This is a genomic window from Flavobacterium kochi (genome assembly GCF_048286715.1).
Taxonomy (GTDB): Bacteria; Bacteroidota; Bacteroidia; order Flavobacteriales; family Flavobacteriaceae; genus Flavobacterium.
Map to the genome: position 1 here is coordinate 79824 of NZ_JBLVPW010000018.1, position 17162 is coordinate 96985.

The 17162-nt window shown below is 34.6% G+C and carries 19 protein-coding genes; 3 read left to right on the plus strand and 16 right to left on the minus strand.

Annotated features, from left to right (window positions below; all coding sequences use genetic code 11):
• Positions 1 to 6: 6 nt before the first annotated feature.
• The 7 genes from miaA to ACNQGH_RS16110 all read right to left on the minus strand — a co-directional run bounded on the left by miaA (position 7) and on the right by ACNQGH_RS16110 (position 7305).
• A complete protein-coding gene (gene miaA / locus ACNQGH_RS16080) occupies positions 7 to 954 on the minus strand; it encodes a tRNA (adenosine(37)-N6)-dimethylallyltransferase MiaA (protein ID WP_417957047.1) in 948 nt (315 codons plus the stop codon).
• Positions 955 to 1081: 127 nt separating this feature from the next.
• Positions 1082 to 1915, minus strand: a complete 834-nt coding sequence (locus ACNQGH_RS16085; protein ID WP_417957048.1) for an ion transporter — start codon at positions 1913 to 1915, stop codon at positions 1082 to 1084.
• Positions 1916 to 1942: 27 nt separating this feature from the next.
• The gene (locus ACNQGH_RS16090) at positions 1943 to 3304 is read right to left on the minus strand and encodes an exonuclease domain-containing protein (protein ID WP_417957049.1); all 1362 of its coding nucleotides are present in this window, start codon (positions 3302 to 3304) and stop codon (positions 1943 to 1945) included.
• Positions 3305 to 3375: 71 nt separating this feature from the next.
• A complete protein-coding gene (locus tag ACNQGH_RS16095) occupies positions 3376 to 4038 on the minus strand; it encodes a YggS family pyridoxal phosphate-dependent enzyme (protein ID WP_417957050.1) in 663 nt (220 codons plus the stop codon).
• Between the two features lie 34 nt (positions 4039 to 4072).
• Positions 4073 to 5293, minus strand: a complete 1221-nt coding sequence (locus ACNQGH_RS16100; protein ID WP_417957051.1) for a DUF1015 domain-containing protein — start codon at positions 5291 to 5293, stop codon at positions 4073 to 4075.
• Between the two features lie 73 nt (positions 5294 to 5366).
• A complete protein-coding gene (locus ACNQGH_RS16105; protein ID WP_417957052.1) occupies positions 5367 to 6254 on the minus strand; it encodes a 3-hydroxyacyl-CoA dehydrogenase family protein in 888 nt (295 codons plus the stop codon).
• An 85-nt stretch (positions 6255 to 6339) separates the two neighbouring features.
• Positions 6340 to 7305 (minus strand): Gfo/Idh/MocA family protein, encoded by a 966-nt coding sequence (locus tag ACNQGH_RS16110; protein WP_417957053.1) that lies wholly within the window; start codon positions 7303 to 7305, stop codon positions 6340 to 6342.
• A 144-nt stretch (positions 7306 to 7449) separates the two neighbouring features.
• Between ACNQGH_RS16110 and ACNQGH_RS16115 the strand changes: the two genes are divergently transcribed.
• Complete coding sequence (locus ACNQGH_RS16115; protein ID WP_417957054.1) at positions 7450 to 8091, plus strand: protein-L-isoaspartate(D-aspartate) O-methyltransferase; 642 nt, start codon at positions 7450 to 7452, stop codon at positions 8089 to 8091.
• 26 nt (positions 8092 to 8117) lie between these two features.
• Here ACNQGH_RS16115 and ACNQGH_RS16120 read toward each other — a convergent pair whose 3' ends face one another.
• Together ACNQGH_RS16120 and smpB are read right to left on the minus strand one after the other, a co-directional pair.
• Positions 8118 to 9167 (minus strand): Fic family protein, encoded by a 1050-nt coding sequence (locus ACNQGH_RS16120; protein ID WP_417957055.1) that lies wholly within the window; start codon positions 9165 to 9167, stop codon positions 8118 to 8120.
• 84 nt (positions 9168 to 9251) lie between these two features.
• Entirely contained in the window at positions 9252 to 9704 is a 453-nt protein-coding gene (gene smpB, locus ACNQGH_RS16125) for an SsrA-binding protein SmpB (protein ID WP_035671685.1), read from the minus strand.
• A gap of 69 nt (positions 9705 to 9773) precedes the next feature.
• Here smpB and ACNQGH_RS16130 point away from each other — a divergent pair, with 69 nt between their 5' ends.
• Positions 9774 to 10004 carry a VF530 family protein gene (locus tag ACNQGH_RS16130; protein ID WP_417957056.1) on the plus strand — a complete coding sequence of 77 codons (231 nt, stop codon included), beginning with the start codon at positions 9774 to 9776 and terminating at the stop codon, positions 10002 to 10004.
• Between the two features lie 2 nt (positions 10005 to 10006).
• On the opposite strand, the gene ACNQGH_RS16135 is transcribed toward ACNQGH_RS16130, so the two are convergent.
• The 7 genes from ACNQGH_RS16135 to ACNQGH_RS16165 form a co-directional block, all read right to left on the minus strand.
• Positions 10007 to 10558: a DUF3575 domain-containing protein gene (locus tag ACNQGH_RS16135; protein ID WP_417957057.1), complete on the minus strand. Its 552-nt coding sequence runs from the start codon at positions 10556 to 10558 to the stop codon at positions 10007 to 10009.
• A 126-nt stretch (positions 10559 to 10684) separates the two neighbouring features.
• Positions 10685 to 11233, minus strand: coding sequence for a GNAT family N-acetyltransferase (locus ACNQGH_RS16140; RefSeq protein ID WP_417957058.1), 549 nt, complete (start codon positions 11231 to 11233; stop codon positions 10685 to 10687).
• Between the two features lie 20 nt (positions 11234 to 11253).
• Entirely contained in the window at positions 11254 to 12102 is an 849-nt protein-coding gene (locus tag ACNQGH_RS16145) for an aldose 1-epimerase family protein (RefSeq protein WP_417957059.1), read from the minus strand.
• A gap of 613 nt (positions 12103 to 12715) precedes the next feature.
• Complete coding sequence (locus tag ACNQGH_RS16150; protein ID WP_417957060.1) at positions 12716 to 13657, minus strand: alpha/beta fold hydrolase; 942 nt, start codon at positions 13655 to 13657, stop codon at positions 12716 to 12718.
• A 67-nt stretch (positions 13658 to 13724) separates the two neighbouring features.
• Complete coding sequence (locus ACNQGH_RS16155) at positions 13725 to 13868, minus strand: hypothetical protein (protein ID WP_417957061.1); 144 nt, start codon at positions 13866 to 13868, stop codon at positions 13725 to 13727.
• A 14-nt stretch (positions 13869 to 13882) separates the two neighbouring features.
• Complete coding sequence (locus ACNQGH_RS16160) at positions 13883 to 14233, minus strand: aldose epimerase family protein (RefSeq protein WP_417957064.1); 351 nt, start codon at positions 14231 to 14233, stop codon at positions 13883 to 13885.
• 85 nt (positions 14234 to 14318) lie between these two features.
• Entirely contained in the window at positions 14319 to 14561 is a 243-nt protein-coding gene (locus ACNQGH_RS16165) for an aldose epimerase family protein (protein WP_417957062.1), read from the minus strand.
• Between the two features lie 172 nt (positions 14562 to 14733).
• On the opposite strand from ACNQGH_RS16165, the gene ACNQGH_RS16170 reads away from it, so the two are divergent.
• Positions 14734 to 17001, plus strand: coding sequence for a M1 family metallopeptidase (locus ACNQGH_RS16170; protein WP_417957063.1), 2268 nt, complete (start codon positions 14734 to 14736; stop codon positions 16999 to 17001).
• Positions 17002 to 17162: the final 161 nt, after the last annotated feature.

Below are 17162 nucleotides of genomic sequence, written 5' to 3' on the forward strand. Positions count from 1 at the left end.
AATAGTCTAAAATTGTTTCCTTATTTTCTGTGTGTTGTATTTTTTTGAATTGATGTAATCGACAATAGCTTCATAGGGAGTTTCAAAGTCAAACCACTTGGTGTTTTCATTTCTTTTGAACCAGGTTAATTGACGTTTGGAGAACCTTCGCGTATTTTTCTTTATTTCTTCAATTGCAAATTCCAACGAGATTTCTCGGTCAAAATAACCAAATAATTCCCTGTAACCCACTGTTTGTAATGCGTTCAATTCCTTGTTTGGAAATAAATTTTTAGCCTCTGCCAGAAACCCCTCTGTCATCATTATGTCGACACGCTGATTGATTCGGCTGTAAATGATTTTTCTGTCAGCTTCTAAACCGATTACAATAGGTGTGAAGTTACGCGTGTTTTGTTTCTGTTTTAAAAAAGAAGAATACGGTTTTCCGGAACCCAGACATACTTCGACAAAACGCATCATCCGTTGCGGATTTTGCAATGTTTGAGGGTTCTCGGCTGTAAGGTTTTTATAATGATCAGGATCCAGTGTTTCTAGTTTTTGTTGCAAATAACCGATGCCTAATTTTTCGTAATTAGCCGTTATTTCAGAACGTACTGTAGCGTCAATTTCAGGAAATTCATCAAAACCTTTCAGGATCGCATCTACATACAAACCGGAGCCGCCCACCAGAATCGCATAGTCATTTGTCAGAAATAATTCGTTGAGTGTAGCAATGGCTTCTTTCTCGAAATCGCCAACGGTGTAATTCTCGAAGATGGATTTATTTTGGATGAAATGATGTGTAGCAGCTGCCAATTCCGTTGCGCTTGGTACAGCAGTTCCAACAGTCATTTCCCTAAAAAACTGTCGGCTGTCACAGGAAAGAATATCACATTTAAAATAATTGGCCAATACAATGCTCAGGGAAGTTTTTCCGATAGCCGTAGGTCCGATAATGGTTATTAAGTATTTCATGTTTTTCTAGCCCAGATGGAAACGAACCCTAGTTATAAAAATTGTTTTTTCTTTGTGTAAAGGGTAACCCATGGTCCCTTTTATCCTTAGAAAAACAACTCGATTAATAATAGGCTTCAAATTAGTATTATTTTAAATAGGCACCACAATGATAGCAGTATTTTGCGTTATATGGATGTCCTTCGGTTCCACAACTGGGACACGGATTAATTTTATCAGATACTGTTTTTCTACGAATGGTTGTGGCAAATTCCGCCGTAACAATTCCGGTGGGTACCGCAATGACTCCGTAGCCCATTATCATGACGAAAGAGGCAATGAATTGTCCCAAAGGTGTAATGGGTGATATATCCCCGTATCCAACGGTTGTGAGCGTTACGATTGTCCAATAAATACTGGTGGGAATACTTGTAAAGCCGCCTTCTTTTCCTTCAACGATATACATTACAGAACCTATTATGATACTGCTGATTAGCATAAAGTAGATAAAAATAAGTATTTTGCCTCTGCTCGCAATCAATGCTTCTTTTAAGTGAATGGATTGGCTGGAAAATTTTGGATGTTTCAAAATCTTGAATAATCGCAGCAATTTAATAGCCCGAACGACCGTTAAAACACTTGCTCCTGCCAAAATGAAAGACAAATACATCGGTAAAATTGCTATTAAGTCAATAATGCCATAGAAACTGAAAATGTACTTTATAGGTTTATTTATGGACAGTATTCTGAGAAAATATTCTAAAGTAAAGAAAACGGTGATAATCCATTCCAAAACAATCAATTGCTGATGGTACTTTATGTCAAAACCTTTGACCGTTTCGAGCATAACAATGATGACACTTAGTAGAATAATTCCTAAAAGAATAAGGTCAAATAAGCGTCCGGAAGCTGTATTTGTTCCGTAGATCACCACATTGGTCTTTTGTCTAAAACTATCAAATTTTGTCTTTATTCTTTGCATATTTAATTGGTAACTACTGGAATATGATTAAAATTTTACAATTTTTAGTGTTTTGCTTTTGCGAACATGACCCTGAATAATATTTCGTATGTCGCGATTGTTTTGCATTGGAATTATAATATTTCTAAGGATTTCGATAGTGTTGATCTGATAGTTTAAATCATAAAAAGCATATCCTTTGTAAATACCGTTTTCGATTAAGACCGCACTGCGTTCGTTGATGGTTCTTCCTCGGTCGATAAGCACCATGGTTTGATTTTCGAAACTGTTTTTATCGATAAAACGCTGAACCCTTGCATTGTATTCTTCTGGAGAAATGGCTCCGATACAAGCACCGTCACACTCTTTTATGTTGTACTGAAAACAGTTTGTTTTTGAAACATATAAACCCGTTAACTTTTGACATAAATTGTAATGGGAAGTGATTCTGAATAATGCATTTTTTCCTTCCTGTAACGAGGTAAACGAAGTTATTTCTTTTTTTCGGCCATCCGCTTTTTGAAGTTTTAAATTGAGGTACCCTTTTTCGTCTTTTTCAGCATACAAAGCCAATTGGAAAAAGCTTTTTCTTTGCGCGCGATTATAGATAGGTTTATTGACTTTTATTTCTTCGCTTTCCTTCAATAAAGCGATTAATTCGCTTCCGGTTTCATCGTAAGTTACTGTAAAAACTTCGGCCTGGATTTTCTTGCATTTTGCAGAAGTTCCAGTAAAATGCTGGTTGATGCGTTTTTTTATGTTGCGGCTTTTGCCAATATAAATCAGATTCCCTTTTTCGTTATGAATGTAATAGGTTCCCGTTTTAGCAGGCAAGCTCGCAACAATATCCACTAATTTTGGAGCGATTCCTTTTTCGATTTCCAGTTTAATAAAATCTTTTACAATTTCTTTTTCTAAATCTTTCTCCAAAAGCATTTTGAATAATTTTACCGTTGCCATTGCATCGCCACTGGCTCTATGTCTGTCAGCCATTGGTATTCCAAGGGCGCGAACCAGTTTTCCTAAACTATAGGATTGTTGTTCCGGGATTAATTTTTTGGCTAATTCAACAGTGCAAAGTGTTCTGGCTTCAAAATCATATCCTAATCGTCTGAATTCGGTTCTCAGGATTCTGTAGTCAAAGGAAGCATTATGAGCGACAATCACACAATCACTGGTCATTTCAATGATGCGTTTAGCAACTTCAAAAAACTTGGGAGCAGAGCTTAACATGGCATTATTAATCCCAGTCAGTTTCACTACAAAGGGCTGAATCGGAATTTCAGGATTGACTAAACTGATGAATTGATCCACCACTTCATGGCCATCGAATTTATAGATAGCTATTTCAGTGATTCCTTCTTCGTTGAATTGTCCTCCAGTGGTTTCTATGTCGAGTATTGCGTACAAATCTTTTGTTTACTATTTAAAGTTTTAAGTTATGAAAGAGCTGTGCCGGGTTACTTTCGCTTTGGTCAAAATCAATTTCTTCCTCCAAAGATACTACTTCCTATTCGAACCATTGTGCTGCCACACTCAATTGCGAGTTGATAATCGCCAGACATTCCCATCGAAATGGTTTTTAATTTGAGGTTTTCAGTTTGTAGCGGTTGTAAACCGTCAAAAATTGATTTCAAATGCGTGAATTCTTTTTTGATCTGATCTTTATTGTTCGTAAATGTTGCCATGCCCATTAGTCCGACGATTCGAATGTTTTTCATTTCCTGAAATTCATTTGATGACAGGAGAGAAGCAAGTTCTTTCTGGTCAAGACCAAATTTAGTTTCTTCTTCAGCAATATAAATCTGCAATAAGCAATCGATGATTCGATTGTTTTTTTTTGCTTGTTTGTTGATTTCCTGTAATAATTTCAAACTATCGACTCCATGAATCAAGTGCACAAATTGTGCCATAAATTTGACTTTATTGGTCTGAACGTGACCGATCATATGCCATTGAATGTCTTTGGGCATTTGTTCCCATTTCTCGGCCATTTCCTGGATTTTGTTTTCTCCAAAAATCCGTTGACCAGCATCATAAGCTTCCATCAAATCAGGAATGGGTTTGGTTTTTGAAACTGCAACAAGGGTTACCTGCTCGGGTAAAGTGGATTTTATGGAAAGTAAATTACTGGCTATTGACATTTTTAATCTTTTATTATTTTTTTAAAATAGGAATTTAAAATTCATAAATCACTAAACCACTTCTGAACTTTGGTTCTATATAAGTGCTTTTTGGAGGCATAATCAAATTGTTATCGGCCAATGCTTTAATTTCTTTTATATTAGACGGAAAGAGAATAAAACCAACTTCAAACTCTTCCTGATCAATTTTTTGTTTTATTTCTAAAATGGAATGTTTACCGGAGAGGTATTCAATGCGTTCATCATTGCGTAAATCTTTAATCGCAAGCAGTGGTAATAGTACTTTTTCATATAAAATTTGAGTATCTAAACTATCCAAAGCAGTTTCGAAATCTTCCTTTTCTTTGCGTAAAACTAAGCTATAAAATTCAGTGTCAAGGTACATTCCGAACTGATGTTTTTCAGCAGGTTTAAAAGGTTGCTGGTGTTTGTTTTCAACAATGAAATTTTTATCTAATTCTATAATGAAATCCTCTTTTGACAGACCATTTAAGTCTTTTACCAAACGATTGAATTCGTATATTTTGACGTTGTTTTCGGAAATCAGATAACTTAAAATATAATCGTTAGCAGTGTTTTCCGGATTTTCATTTTCTTCAGATAATAATTTTAAAGCTTCGGTACGATGATGGCCATCCGCGATATAGAGATTTTCTGTTTTTGCAAAGAGGTTCTGAATCCAGTCTATTTCTAAAGAATCTTCAATCTTCCACAGGTAATGAATTTCTTTTTTGGTAGTTGAAAACTCAAAATCGGCTAGTTTTTGAGTACAGTTGAAAATCCAGTTTTCTATTGTTTTATTATCAGGATACGTCATCAAAACAGGTTCGGTATTGAATCCTGAATATTTCATATAATCTTTAAGCAATCGTACTCTGAAAGCCAATATATCTTCATGCTTTTTGATTACATTATTGCGATAATCTTCAATGCTTGTCCCAACAATAATTCCGGCAAACGATTGGGTTTTGGTTATAATTTTATGAATGTAAATTGCTGGTTTATTATCTTTAACCAAAATAATTTCGTTCTTGAACTCATGGTATTTTTGATGTACCTGACGGTATCTTTTTTCGTAAGAAACCGTTTCCTGATTGGTATAGGCCGGTTTTAGGATATGTAAAAAAGACAAAGGATTAAAATCCAATTGCGCAGCAAGTTCCGCTGCTGAGTATTCATCGTAAGAACTGCAAGTTACAAGACAAACTTTATCTCGAGTGGGACGAACTGCTTTGAAAGGAACTATTTTGGCCATTTGATTTAGTTTTCAGTTCCAGTTGTAGTTTTCAGTTAATCAACCTGAAAACTACGACTGGAAACTGTGACTTTTAAATAAATTGTTTAGCAATCTTTTCTGCTTTTTTGCTTTCCGAATAATCGTAAAATCCTGCTCCGGATTTCACTCCCATTTTTCCGGCCCGAACCATGTTTACCAATAGTGGGCAAGGGGCGTATTTTGGGTTTTTGAATCCGTCGTACATTACATTTAGAATAGCTAAACAGACATCAAGGCCAATAAAATCAGCTAGTTGTAAAGGTCCCATCGGATGACCCATTCCGAGTTTCATCACCGTGTCAATTTCATAAACGCCAGCGACCTGGTTGTATACTGTTTCGATGGCTTCATTGATCATGGGCATCAAAATTCTATTGGCAACAAAACCTGGATAATCGTTGACTTCCACTGGTGTTTTTCCTAATTTTTCAGAAAGGGTCATGATTGTTTTGGTCACTTCATCACTTGTATTGTAACCGCGGATGATTTCCACCAATTTCATAATTGGTACCGGATTCATAAAGTGCATTCCGATAACGCGCTCCGGATGTGCTACAACGGCTCCAATTTGTGTAATGGAAATGGAAGAAGTATTAGTTGCCAAAATCGTATTGTGAGAACAAGCTTCGTTTAATTGCTTGAAAATATTTAGTTTTAGCTCAACGTTTTCCGTAGCTGCTTCAATCACTAAATCGGCGCCTACAACACCATCTCTGATATCTGTGTACGTGATTATATTAGTAATCGTTTTTACTTTATCTTCTTCAGTGATGGTCCCTTTTGTGAGCATTCGGTCTAAATTGGCAGCAATTGTTGCCATTCCCTTATCCAAAGATTGCTCCGAAACATCAATTAATTTTACGGTAAAACCACTTTGGGCAAAAGTATGGGCGATTCCATTGCCCATTGTTCCTGCTCCTATTACGGCTATTGTTTTCATTTGTCTTTTGGTTTAAAGTTCAAAGTTCAAGATTTAAAGTTGCCCGGAAGAAACTTTATAACTTGAACTTTAAACTGGATTTTATTTATTTTTTAAAACAATCAATGATCTGGTATGCCACTCTTAAAGCTTCTGTTGCCTGTTCTAATGTTACAACAGGGGTGGTGTTGTTGTTGATTGCATCAGCAAATGATTCTAATTCGTCAAGGATAGCGTTGTTTTGTTCCACATCCGGATTTGAAAAATAGATTTGTTTTTTTACACCTTCCGCATTTTGTAAAATGATATCAAAATCACCAGGAATTTCCGGAGCGTCTTTCATTTTTACCACTTCGCATTTCTTTTCAAGGAAATCAACTGAGATATAGGCATCTTTCTGGAAGAAACGGGATTTACGCATGTTCTTCATCGAAATTCTGCTTGCAGTTAAATTTGCGACACAACCATTTTCGAATTCGATTCGGGCATTGGCAATATCCGGAGTTTCACTGATTACCGAAACACCACTGGCACTAATGTTTTTTACTTTAGATTTTACAACACTCAAAATAGCATCGATATCATGAATCATCAGATCGAGAACTACCGGAACATCCGTACCACGAGGATTGAATTCCGCCAAACGGTGTGATTCAATAAACATCGGATTCTCGATCATGTTTTTGGTTGCAATAAATGCGGGATTGAATCGTTCCACATGACCCACCTGTCCTTTAACATTGTATTCTTTGGCTAAAGCGATTATTTCTTCAGCTTCTTCAACAGTTGTCGAAATGGGCTTTTCAATAAAAACGTGTTTTCCCGATTTGATGGAAACTTTAGCACATTTGTAATGAGAAAGCGTAGGAGTAACGATGTCTATAACATCAACGGCGTGAATTAATTTGGCTATAGTGTCAAATTGTTTGTAACCAAATTCAGTCGCAATTTTGGCTCCATTTTCGAAATTTTCATCGTAAAAACCGACCAATTCATATTTTTCTGATTGTTGTAATAAACGCAAATGTATTTTTCCCAGATGCCCGGCACCTAATACTCCAATTTTCAGCATAATTATGTAATTTGTACAAAAATAGCAATAAATTGATTAATTTTTTATTGATAATGAACAATTATTTAATGTATTTTAAATTCAATTTTCAATATTTGAAATTAGAAATTGTTTTCTATTTTTACCAAAATAAAATATCAAATTTTGAAAGACACAGCCAAACATCAAGGACTTCGGAATCAATTAGTAAGCGTTTTAGAACAAAAAGGCATTATTGATAAAAGTGTTTTGGATGCGATCAAAAAAATTCCAAGACACCTATTTTTAAATTCCAGCTTTGAAGATTATGCGTATCAGGATAAAGCGTTTCCCATTGGAGCAGGCCAAACCATTTCGCAACCTTATACTGTCGCCTTCCAATCGCAATTATTAGAAGTTAAAAAAGAACATAAAATTTTAGAAATAGGAACAGGTTCAGGCTATCAAACGGCCGTTTTGTGTACGATGGGGGCCAAAGTATTTACAGTAGAAAGACAAAATGAGTTGTTTAAGAAAACAGCTGTTTTATTTCCAAAGTTGGGTATTCGTCCCAAACATCTTTCTTTTGGAGACGGATACAAAGGATTACCAAGTTATGCACCTTTTGATAGTATTATTGTAACTGCAGGAGCTCCGTTTATTCCTCAGCCTTTGATGGCGCAGTTAAAAATAGGAGGAAGGTTGGTTATTCCGTTAGGGGAAGAGGTACAAATTATGACTTTATTAATTAGAAAAAATGAAACGCAATTCGAGAAACACGAGTTCGGTGAATTCCGCTTTGTTCCGTTATTAGAAGATAGAAATTAAAACAGAACCTACTTTTAGCGGGTTTTTTATTGACCAATACTACTTAGATAACGAACTAAGCTCTCTTTTTCCATTTGAGCTATAAATAACAAAAAATCTTCTTTATTGTTTTTAGTTTGAGCCGTTTCCAGTGCTTGATAATAGTGTGTTTTAGTATCAGAATCACCTTTTATAGTAGCGATGATGTAGCCATGCTGTAACAAAATTAAATTCATAACCAAGCGTGAAGTCCTGCCGTTTCCATCGAGAAATGGGTGAATGGTGACTAATCGCTCGTGTACTTCAGCAGCCAAAACGATAGGATGAAGACTGTTTTTATTGGTGTCAAACCAGATAAAAAAAACTTCCATTTCTTTGGGAACCAGAAAAGGTTGGACCGGCAAGTAGCTGCTTCCCGGTATCGGTACCTGTACTTTTCGATAGCGACCAGCATCTTCAGGATGAATACCTCGTAAAATAAGATTATGAATGGCAAGCAGCTCTCGTTCATTTAGGGAGGTGTTTTTTTGCATCAAATCTTTAATGGAAGCAATAGCTTCCTGATGGTTAATTACTTCAAGATGTTCCCGCATACTTTTACCCGAAATAGTCAAACCTTCATTAATAACCAAATCAGTTTCCCGAAGCGTCATGCTATTTCCTTCGATACGGTTACTTTCAAAAGTGTATTCTAATTCTAATGCCCTGTTGACGCGATACCTGTCAAGCGCGCTAAAAGAATCCAACTTTGTCTTCAAAGAATCTATTTCGTCTAAAATTTTTTGCAATGACGCGGATACCTTTTTCTTAGCCGTTTTGTTTTGATATCTTATTTCTTCTTCAGCTGCCAGTAATGCTTTTAACGCAAATTCATCTGACCCTATTTCATAAATAATTTTTTCTTTCAGCCAGGCTATCATTATGGTTTCTAAATCTATTTCAAGTAAAGCTGTTAGTTTTAAAACTTGATCTCTGGTGGGCTTTCTGGTACCGCTTTCAAATTTACTGATCAATGCCTGATCAATTCCTAAAAGTTGAGCCACTTCTCTGGTCTTGAGTCCTTTTTGTTCTCTTGCATTTTTGAGCAGTGATTTCATTTTATAAGGAATGTTTTAAACTGTCTTGACAAGTTCAGTCATTTATTTTGTTGAAAAAACAGTATAAAAGACCTAAAGTTTAATTTAAAATGATTTTTTTATTCTGTCAAGATCACGTTTGGTATCTTGTTCTTTTAGCGATTCACGCTTGTCGTAGGTTTTCTTCCCTTTGCAGAGGCCAATCTGTAGTTTAGCCATCCCTTTTTCATTAGTGAATAATTTCAACGGAATGATGGTCAGTCCTTTGGCCTGAACGCTTTTAATTAATCCTTTCAATTCTCTTTTATTCAAAAGTAATTTGCGTTCGCTTCTGGCTTTATGGTTGAATTGATTACCAAAAGTATATTCTTCAATGTATGTATTGATTGCAAAAAGTTCATTGTTACTAAATTCACAAAAACTTTCCGTGATGTTAGCCTTTCCTAATCGAATGGATTTAATTTCAGTTCCTGCCAAAACAATTCCAGCAGTAAATGTTTCGATTATTTCATAGTCGAATTTGGCTCTTTTATTGTAGATATTTATTGTTTTCAGCATAGGAATACAAAGGTAGAAACAAATCTACGAAACACCAATTGTTTTTATATAAATACTTAAATTTGCAAAATGGAAAATTCGAACTCAAAAGACCCTTTACACGGAATAACACTGCAAAAAATTGTTGAACAACTTGTTGGATATTATGGATTTGATACTTTGGGAGCACTGATAAAAGTGAAATGCTTTACGGAAAATCCAAGCATAAAATCCAGTTTGACTTTTTTACGAAAAACAGATTGGGCTAGAAAACAGGTGGAAGACCTGTACTTAAAATCATTGCCTAAATTTCGGAAATAGGTTTAATTTAGTTTATAAGAAACCATTACGCCACCTCTGTATGGGATCCATTCTCCGCTTTTGTTATATTTTTTAGCCGTTTCGTAGCGTTCGTCAGTGCCTATATAATATCCTTTATAAAAACCCTGATGCCATCCGCCACCCAAGAAACAATCCAGCATAAATTTCTCATTAATTTTTACCTGATATCCTATGGTTGAGCCTATGAAATATCCCACACCTTTTTCATATTTATCCGTGTTTAAATAGTTCCATTTTTGAAAATTAAATATGCTGGCTCCAATATGGGCTCCCGCATAAAAGCCGTTGTATTTTTCTTTAAAATGATACCGGTATTCTGGTGTAAAAGTGTAAAATTGTCTCGGTTTACCATTTACTGATTTCCATGGTGAAGCCAAAATGTCAAATTGAAAAGTGGATTTTTTTCCAATACTGGTTTCAATACCTACATTTGGAATTGATAACAAAGTAGTTAAGGCATTAACCTTTACGTAGGTTTGGCTTTGTGAATAAATCGAAAATAAAAGAGCAAAGATTAAAAGCGTTTTTTTCATTATAGGTTAGGTTTGGGCTGCAAATATATAAATAACTTGGTTTAAGAAATTTCCTATTTTGAATTTTAATGAATTTTTATGATTTGTAAAAAAAAAAACTGAAAAATATTCAGGAAATAAAGCGCATTATTTATTCAAAATAGAATAAATAACGGAATCTAAAAAGCGCCCGTCGTAAAATTCATTTTCTTTTAAATACGCTTCTTTTACAAAACCACTTTTTTGCAGTACCTTTTCGGAACCAAAATTTTCAGGATCAAGTATAGCTTCAATTGAATGAAGCTGCATTACTGTAAAACCATAATTAACAACCTCTTTAACAGCTTCAGGCATGATGCCTTTTCCGTTAAATTCAGGCAGCAGCATGTAACCAATTTCAGCACGATAATTTTCAGGTTTTATTCGGTAGTGACCAATAATGCCAATCAGTTTTGGATTGTCTTTAAGGGTAATTCCCCAATTGATTCCTTCGTTATTTTCGATTTTAGCATCAATCATTGCAATGTGATCCAAAGCATCCTCAGTAGTTTTTACTAAAGGTCTGGGAATATATTTCATGGTTTCCGGATTGGAACGTAAAGTGAAAATTTCATTTACATCATTCACATCAATACGTCTTAATACTAAGCGCTCGGTTTCCAGATTTGGAAATGGATTAAAATTTATAGTTAACATATTTTATTACTTTTTTACAATTAAAGAATTTCGATGCTATATTCAGAGTGGAATGTTTTATCTGCGTCCAGAATTTGAATCCCTTCTTTTTCAAATAGATTTCCTGAATTTCCGTTGGTATCGGAATAACCAAACCAAGGTTCTATACAAAGAAACGGTGCATTCATTTTTGTCCAAATTCCTAAACTAGGGAAATTTTCAAAATGCACTTTTAAAATAGGATTTTCGTTTTCTAAAATCGTTAATGATTTTGATGCTAATGTTTTAAAAATTAAGGCATCATTTTCGAATAATTGGTAAGTCAATGGAATGGTTTTGTTGTGAACTCCTAATCTTTTTGTGGTATTAGAAATCAAATCATTTTCCAAAAGATAATAGTGCAGGGGCTCTTCTTTTTCGAATGCGAGTGCATAATTCTCAAAATTGCCAGGCAAAGCAAATGCCGGGTGTGCCCCAATAGAAAATGGCATTTGTGATGCTCCTTTATTAATAACAGTATAGGCAATGCACAAACTGTTTTCTTCCAATGTGTAAATAATTTGCAATTCAAATGGAAATGGATATACTTGTATGGTTTCTTCCGAAGATTGAATTGAAAAAGTAGCACTGTTTTCTTTTTTTTCAATTAATTCAAATTCCATGTCTCTGGCAAAACCATGACGTGATAAATGATATTCCTTGTCATTGTATTGATAGGAATTATTTTTTAGGGTACCCACAATCGGAAATAAGACAGGGGAGTGCTTGCCCCAAAAATCAGGATTTCCTTCCCAGATGTATTCTTTTTTATTGTTTTTTAAAGAGCATAATTCGGCTCCAAAGTGGTTGATTTCCGCGGTGAGATTCGCGTTTTTAATTAGTGTAGTCAAAATAGTTTCCAGTTAATTTGTAAATTGATTTTAGATGGTAAATGTATTTTATAATTTTAATCGTTGTCCGATAAAAAAGACGCCAAATTAATGGCTTCTATAGAAATATCGCATTTTAGTTTTGCAAAATTAAAAAGACGATAGCCAAAAATAAGTATTTTTCAACTAAATTGGTTTTCGCACAGCTGATTTTTTTAATAGAGGATTCGATAATAAAAGACCAGATGTCCTAGGTAAAAATGTTAAAATTGTAGATAACACGACAATTAGCTTGTTTAAAGATATTTTAAATTGTGTTGCAGAAAGTCTCTTAGTGGTAAAAATAAGGAAGGAATAAAGGAATTTAGTTTGGTTTACAGCCGCAGCAACACATGATCACAAGTTTTTAGAAAAGCTAAAATGTGATGAAATTATAGAAGTCGAGGTTAAAGAAGGAAAACTAAAATCAAAACTGAAATTAAGAAAGATAAAATTTTATGATAGAGAAAATAAAAGAGCGTTTGAATTTATTTTCAATTTATTTGATTTTAGAGCAGACACGATAGATGCTCTGTATAAATTGCGTTGGCAAATAGCCTTCGGTTTCGATATTAGGGAAGGGGTAAAGTTTACCTTATTGGTTTTTATCTAAAAATTCTACAACTTTTTTATTTACAATTTCGGACTGATCAATTGATAAGAAATGTCCTGCATCTTTAATAACTGCTGTTTCAACATTCGGAAGTAATTTGTGTGCTTTTTTGAATATTTTTTCACTATTCACTATATCATGATCGCCAATCAAAACGAGAACAGGAATTTTTAATGATCTTAAATCCTTATCAGAAAACTGAAGCATATTTAACAATCGGGGTTTGCTGTTTCCATATTTATAGGCCAGATAAAGCTGTTCTTTAAAGACGCTGTTAATTTTATCCGGTCTGAATGAAAATGAATTGAAAAAATTAATTGTGTTTTTTGCGCTTGGAAATAATTTAAGCTTTATTGCAGAGAGGACTTGCCATAAATTTTCAACGCCTCCAAAGGTTTGTGCAGGGCTCAGTAAAACTATTTTCTTAATTTTATTATCGGGCAGTACGGCTAAATAGGTGGCCATCCAGCCGCCTCTTGATACCCCTATCAAATTAATATTTTTCATGTGGAAATGCTCAAAAATCTCATTATAGAAAATAGCAGTTTCTTTATTGCTCAATCTATTGTAGTTTGTTACTGATTTTCCCGCTTCTAAAATAAAGTCAATCCCGTATACCCTGTAACTTTTGCTGAAATCTTTTATATTAGGAAAGAACATGGTGGAACTCGCATCTGTACCATGGAATAAAATCACAGGTTCACCAGTTTTTGGTCCACTGATGATGACATGTGCCATACCGTAACTTGTCATCACATCTGTCTCTTCAAACGGAACGTCCCATAATTTTAATGTTTGGTTGTAAGATTTAATATATAACTGTTTTTCCTTTTTTGAAGGAAAAACAGAATCGTCGGTTACTTTATAGCTGGAACAAGCTGATGTTAAAAATATAAAGGTTAATAAAAGAGGTAAATTTCGCATAGTTTAATTTATTTGCAAACTTCGGTTATAGTAGTTCAGTATCCAAATTTAGAAATAGTTTTCGTGGTTAAATTTCAATACTGAATTTTGCTTCAAAACTTTCTCTGGAATTCAGAATTTGAATTCCTTCTTTTTCAAATAGATTTCTGGAATTTTCGTCACTATCAGAATAACCAAACCAAGGTTCTATACAAAGAAATGATGCATTCATTTTTGTCCAAATTCCTAAACTTGGAAAATTTTCAAATGCACTTTTAAAGCTGGCTTTTCATTTTCTAATTGTAACGATTTTGATGCTATTGTTTTAAAAATTAGAGCGTCATTTTCGAATAATTGGTAGGTCAATGGAATAGTTTTGTTTTGAACCGCTAATTTTTTAGTTTTATTAGAAATCAAATCATTTTCCAGAAGATAGTATTTCAGCGGCTCTTCTTTTTCGAATGCAAACGCATAGTTCTCAAAATTTCCGGGCAAAGCAAATGCTGGGTGTGCACCAATAGAAGGCATTTGTGATGCTCCTTTATTAATAACTTCATATTTAATGTGCAAGGTATTTGCTTCCAAAGTGTAAGTGATTTGTAATTTAAATGCAAATGGATGTCTTGTAGCGTTTCTGTAGAAGACTGTATCGAAAAAGCAGCACTGTTTTCTTTTTTTTCAATTAATTCAAATGCCATATCCCTGGCAAAACCGTGATGGATAAATGATATTCTTTAGTATTGTATTGATAGGAATTGTTCTTTAATGTACCTACAATAGGAAAAAAAACAGGAGAGTGCTTGCCCCAAAAATCAGGATTTACTTCCCAGATGTATTCTTTTATAGTATTCTTTAAAAAGCCTAATTCGGCTCCCGGGTGGTTAATTTCAGCCGTTAGCTTCGCGTTTTTAATTAGTGGAGTCAAAATAGGTTCCAGTTAATTTAAAAATTGATTTTTGATGGTAACTGTATTTTATAATTTTAATAATAATTGGTATTACAATTAATTTAATTTTTTTAAATTTTAGCCAAATTTCTTGAAATTAGTTTAGAATTCTCTTTTTTTTCATTTATTTGTGATATAAATTAAAAATAAAATGAAAAACAGTCGCTTCAGAGTCATATTACATTTGACTTTATTACTGGGAGTTTCGTCTATTGGGGCTCAACAAACTCCTGCAAATGGAACTATTAACGAAGATTCAAAGTATGATTACCATGATGCCTTTGCTCCGTTTTTTTATACCAAAAATGGGACAGGTACCCGTTCAGCAAGTGGTCAGCCCGGATCGGAATACTGGCAAAACAGAGCAGATTACCAATTAACGGCGCGACTGGATGATCAAAAAAATGAAATTACCGGATCTGGAATTATCACGTATACAAACAATAGTCCGGACAAAATGAATTTTGTTTGGATGAATCTGGATCAAAATTTATTTAAATCAGATTCAAGAGGAAATGCAGTTGTTCCTATTACAGGGAGCCGAAATGGAGCTCAGGGTCAAATTTTTGACGGAGGTCATAAAATAAAATCGGTTAAAGTTATTTCCTATAATAAGGGAAAGACGACAGAAGCAATTGCCAAATATATAATTTCTGATACCAGAATGCAGGTTTTTATTCCTCAAGGACTAAATGCTAAGGGTGGAATTGTAAAAATTAAAATTGATTTTTCTTTTATAGCACCTAACGAAGGTTCAGATAGAATGGGAGTATTGCAGACTAAGAATGGTAAAATATTTACCATAGCACAATGGTATCCCAGAATGTGTGTGTATGATGATGTACGGGGATGGAATACGAATCCTTATTTAGGAGCTTCTGAGTTTTATTTAGAATATGGTGATTTAGATGTGAATATTACTGCTCCGTCGAATCATATTGTAGTTTGTTCAGGCGAATTGTTAAATCCTGCGGCAGTATATTCTGCGGAACAACAAAAACGTTTGGCGCAAGCTGCAAAAAGTAATGCAACGGTAATCATTCGTTCTGCTGAGGAAGTTACCGCTGCCGCAAGTAAAACTGCTTCCAAAACGGAAAAGACCTGGCATTATAAAATTAAAAATGCACGAGATCTTTCCTGGGCATCGTCTGCAGCCTTCATTTTAGATGGCGCGAAAATTAATTTACCCAGCGGTAAAAAATCACTGGCACTTTCAGCATATCCGATAGAAAGTGCAGGTAATGATGCTTGGGGACGGGCAACAGAATATACTAAATCATCAATTGAAAATTACTCAAAAAGATGGTTCGAATATCCTTATCCGGTGGCTACAAATGTGGCTGGAAATGAAGGCGGAATGGAATATCCGGGAATAGTCTTTTGCGGATGGGAATCTAAAGGGGAAGATTTATGGGGCGTTACTGATCATGAATTTGGTCATAACTGGTTTCCAATGGTTGTAGGTTCAAACGAACGTTTATTTGCATGGATGGATGAAGGATTCAATACCTTTATTAATTCATTGAGTTCTGTTGATTTTAACAATGGGGAATACAAAGAGAAAGTTACGGATTTGCACCAGCGGGCAGAAGCCTTTACCAATCCAAAGTTAGAAACGATTATGAGTTCACCGGATAATATGAAAGAGGCTAATATTGGTCTTTTATGTTATTTTAAACCTAGTTCCGGATTGGTCATTTTGCGTGAGCAGGTTTTAGGTCCGGAGCGTTTTGATCTGGCTTTTCGTACGTATGTCGAACGTTGGGCATTTAAGCATCCAACTCCGGATGATTTCTTTAGAACTATGGAAAATGTTGCGGGAGAAGATTTAAGTTGGTTTTGGAGAGGTTGGTTTCAATACAACTGGCGTTTAGACCAAGGAATTAACGCGATAAAATATATAAAAAATGATCCGAAAAAAGGCGTTATTATTTCAATTGAAAACTTCGAAAAGATGGCAATGCCGGTAGTTTTAGATATAAAAACGAAGAGCGGAAACGTAACCCGGGTAAAATTGCCTGTAGAAATCTGGCAAAAAAATATAGACTGGGATTTCAAGCATAATTCTACTGAAGAAATTGAAAGTATTACGATCGATCCGGATCATGTACTTCCTGATAGCAATGAAAGCAATAACATTTGGACATCATCCGTAGGTATGATTGATATCGACATTATCTTAGATGAATATTTAGGAACCTATTCTAATAAAAATTCCCCGATAAAAATTGTATTTTCAGAAAAGAATAATGTTTTATTTGCTGCAATAACGGATTATCCAAAGTTTACTGTTGAACGAATTGCAAAAGATACTTTCGAATCAAAACAAGTGGGAATTACGTTTCAATTTAATGAAAATAAAACGGGCCTGGAGATGATATGGCCAGATGGCAAGAAAGTGCCTTTTACCAAAGAGTAACTGCCGTTTTTTAGCAGTCACAAAAAACACCAGCATAAAAAAAAGAGGGCACTGAAAAAGTCTTTTTTAAGGATTAATTGTTAATAAAAAGGAGTAGAAAACCTCGGTTTTTCTGCTCCTTTCTTCGTACATTTAACTGTAACCATAAGGCTTTTTAGATG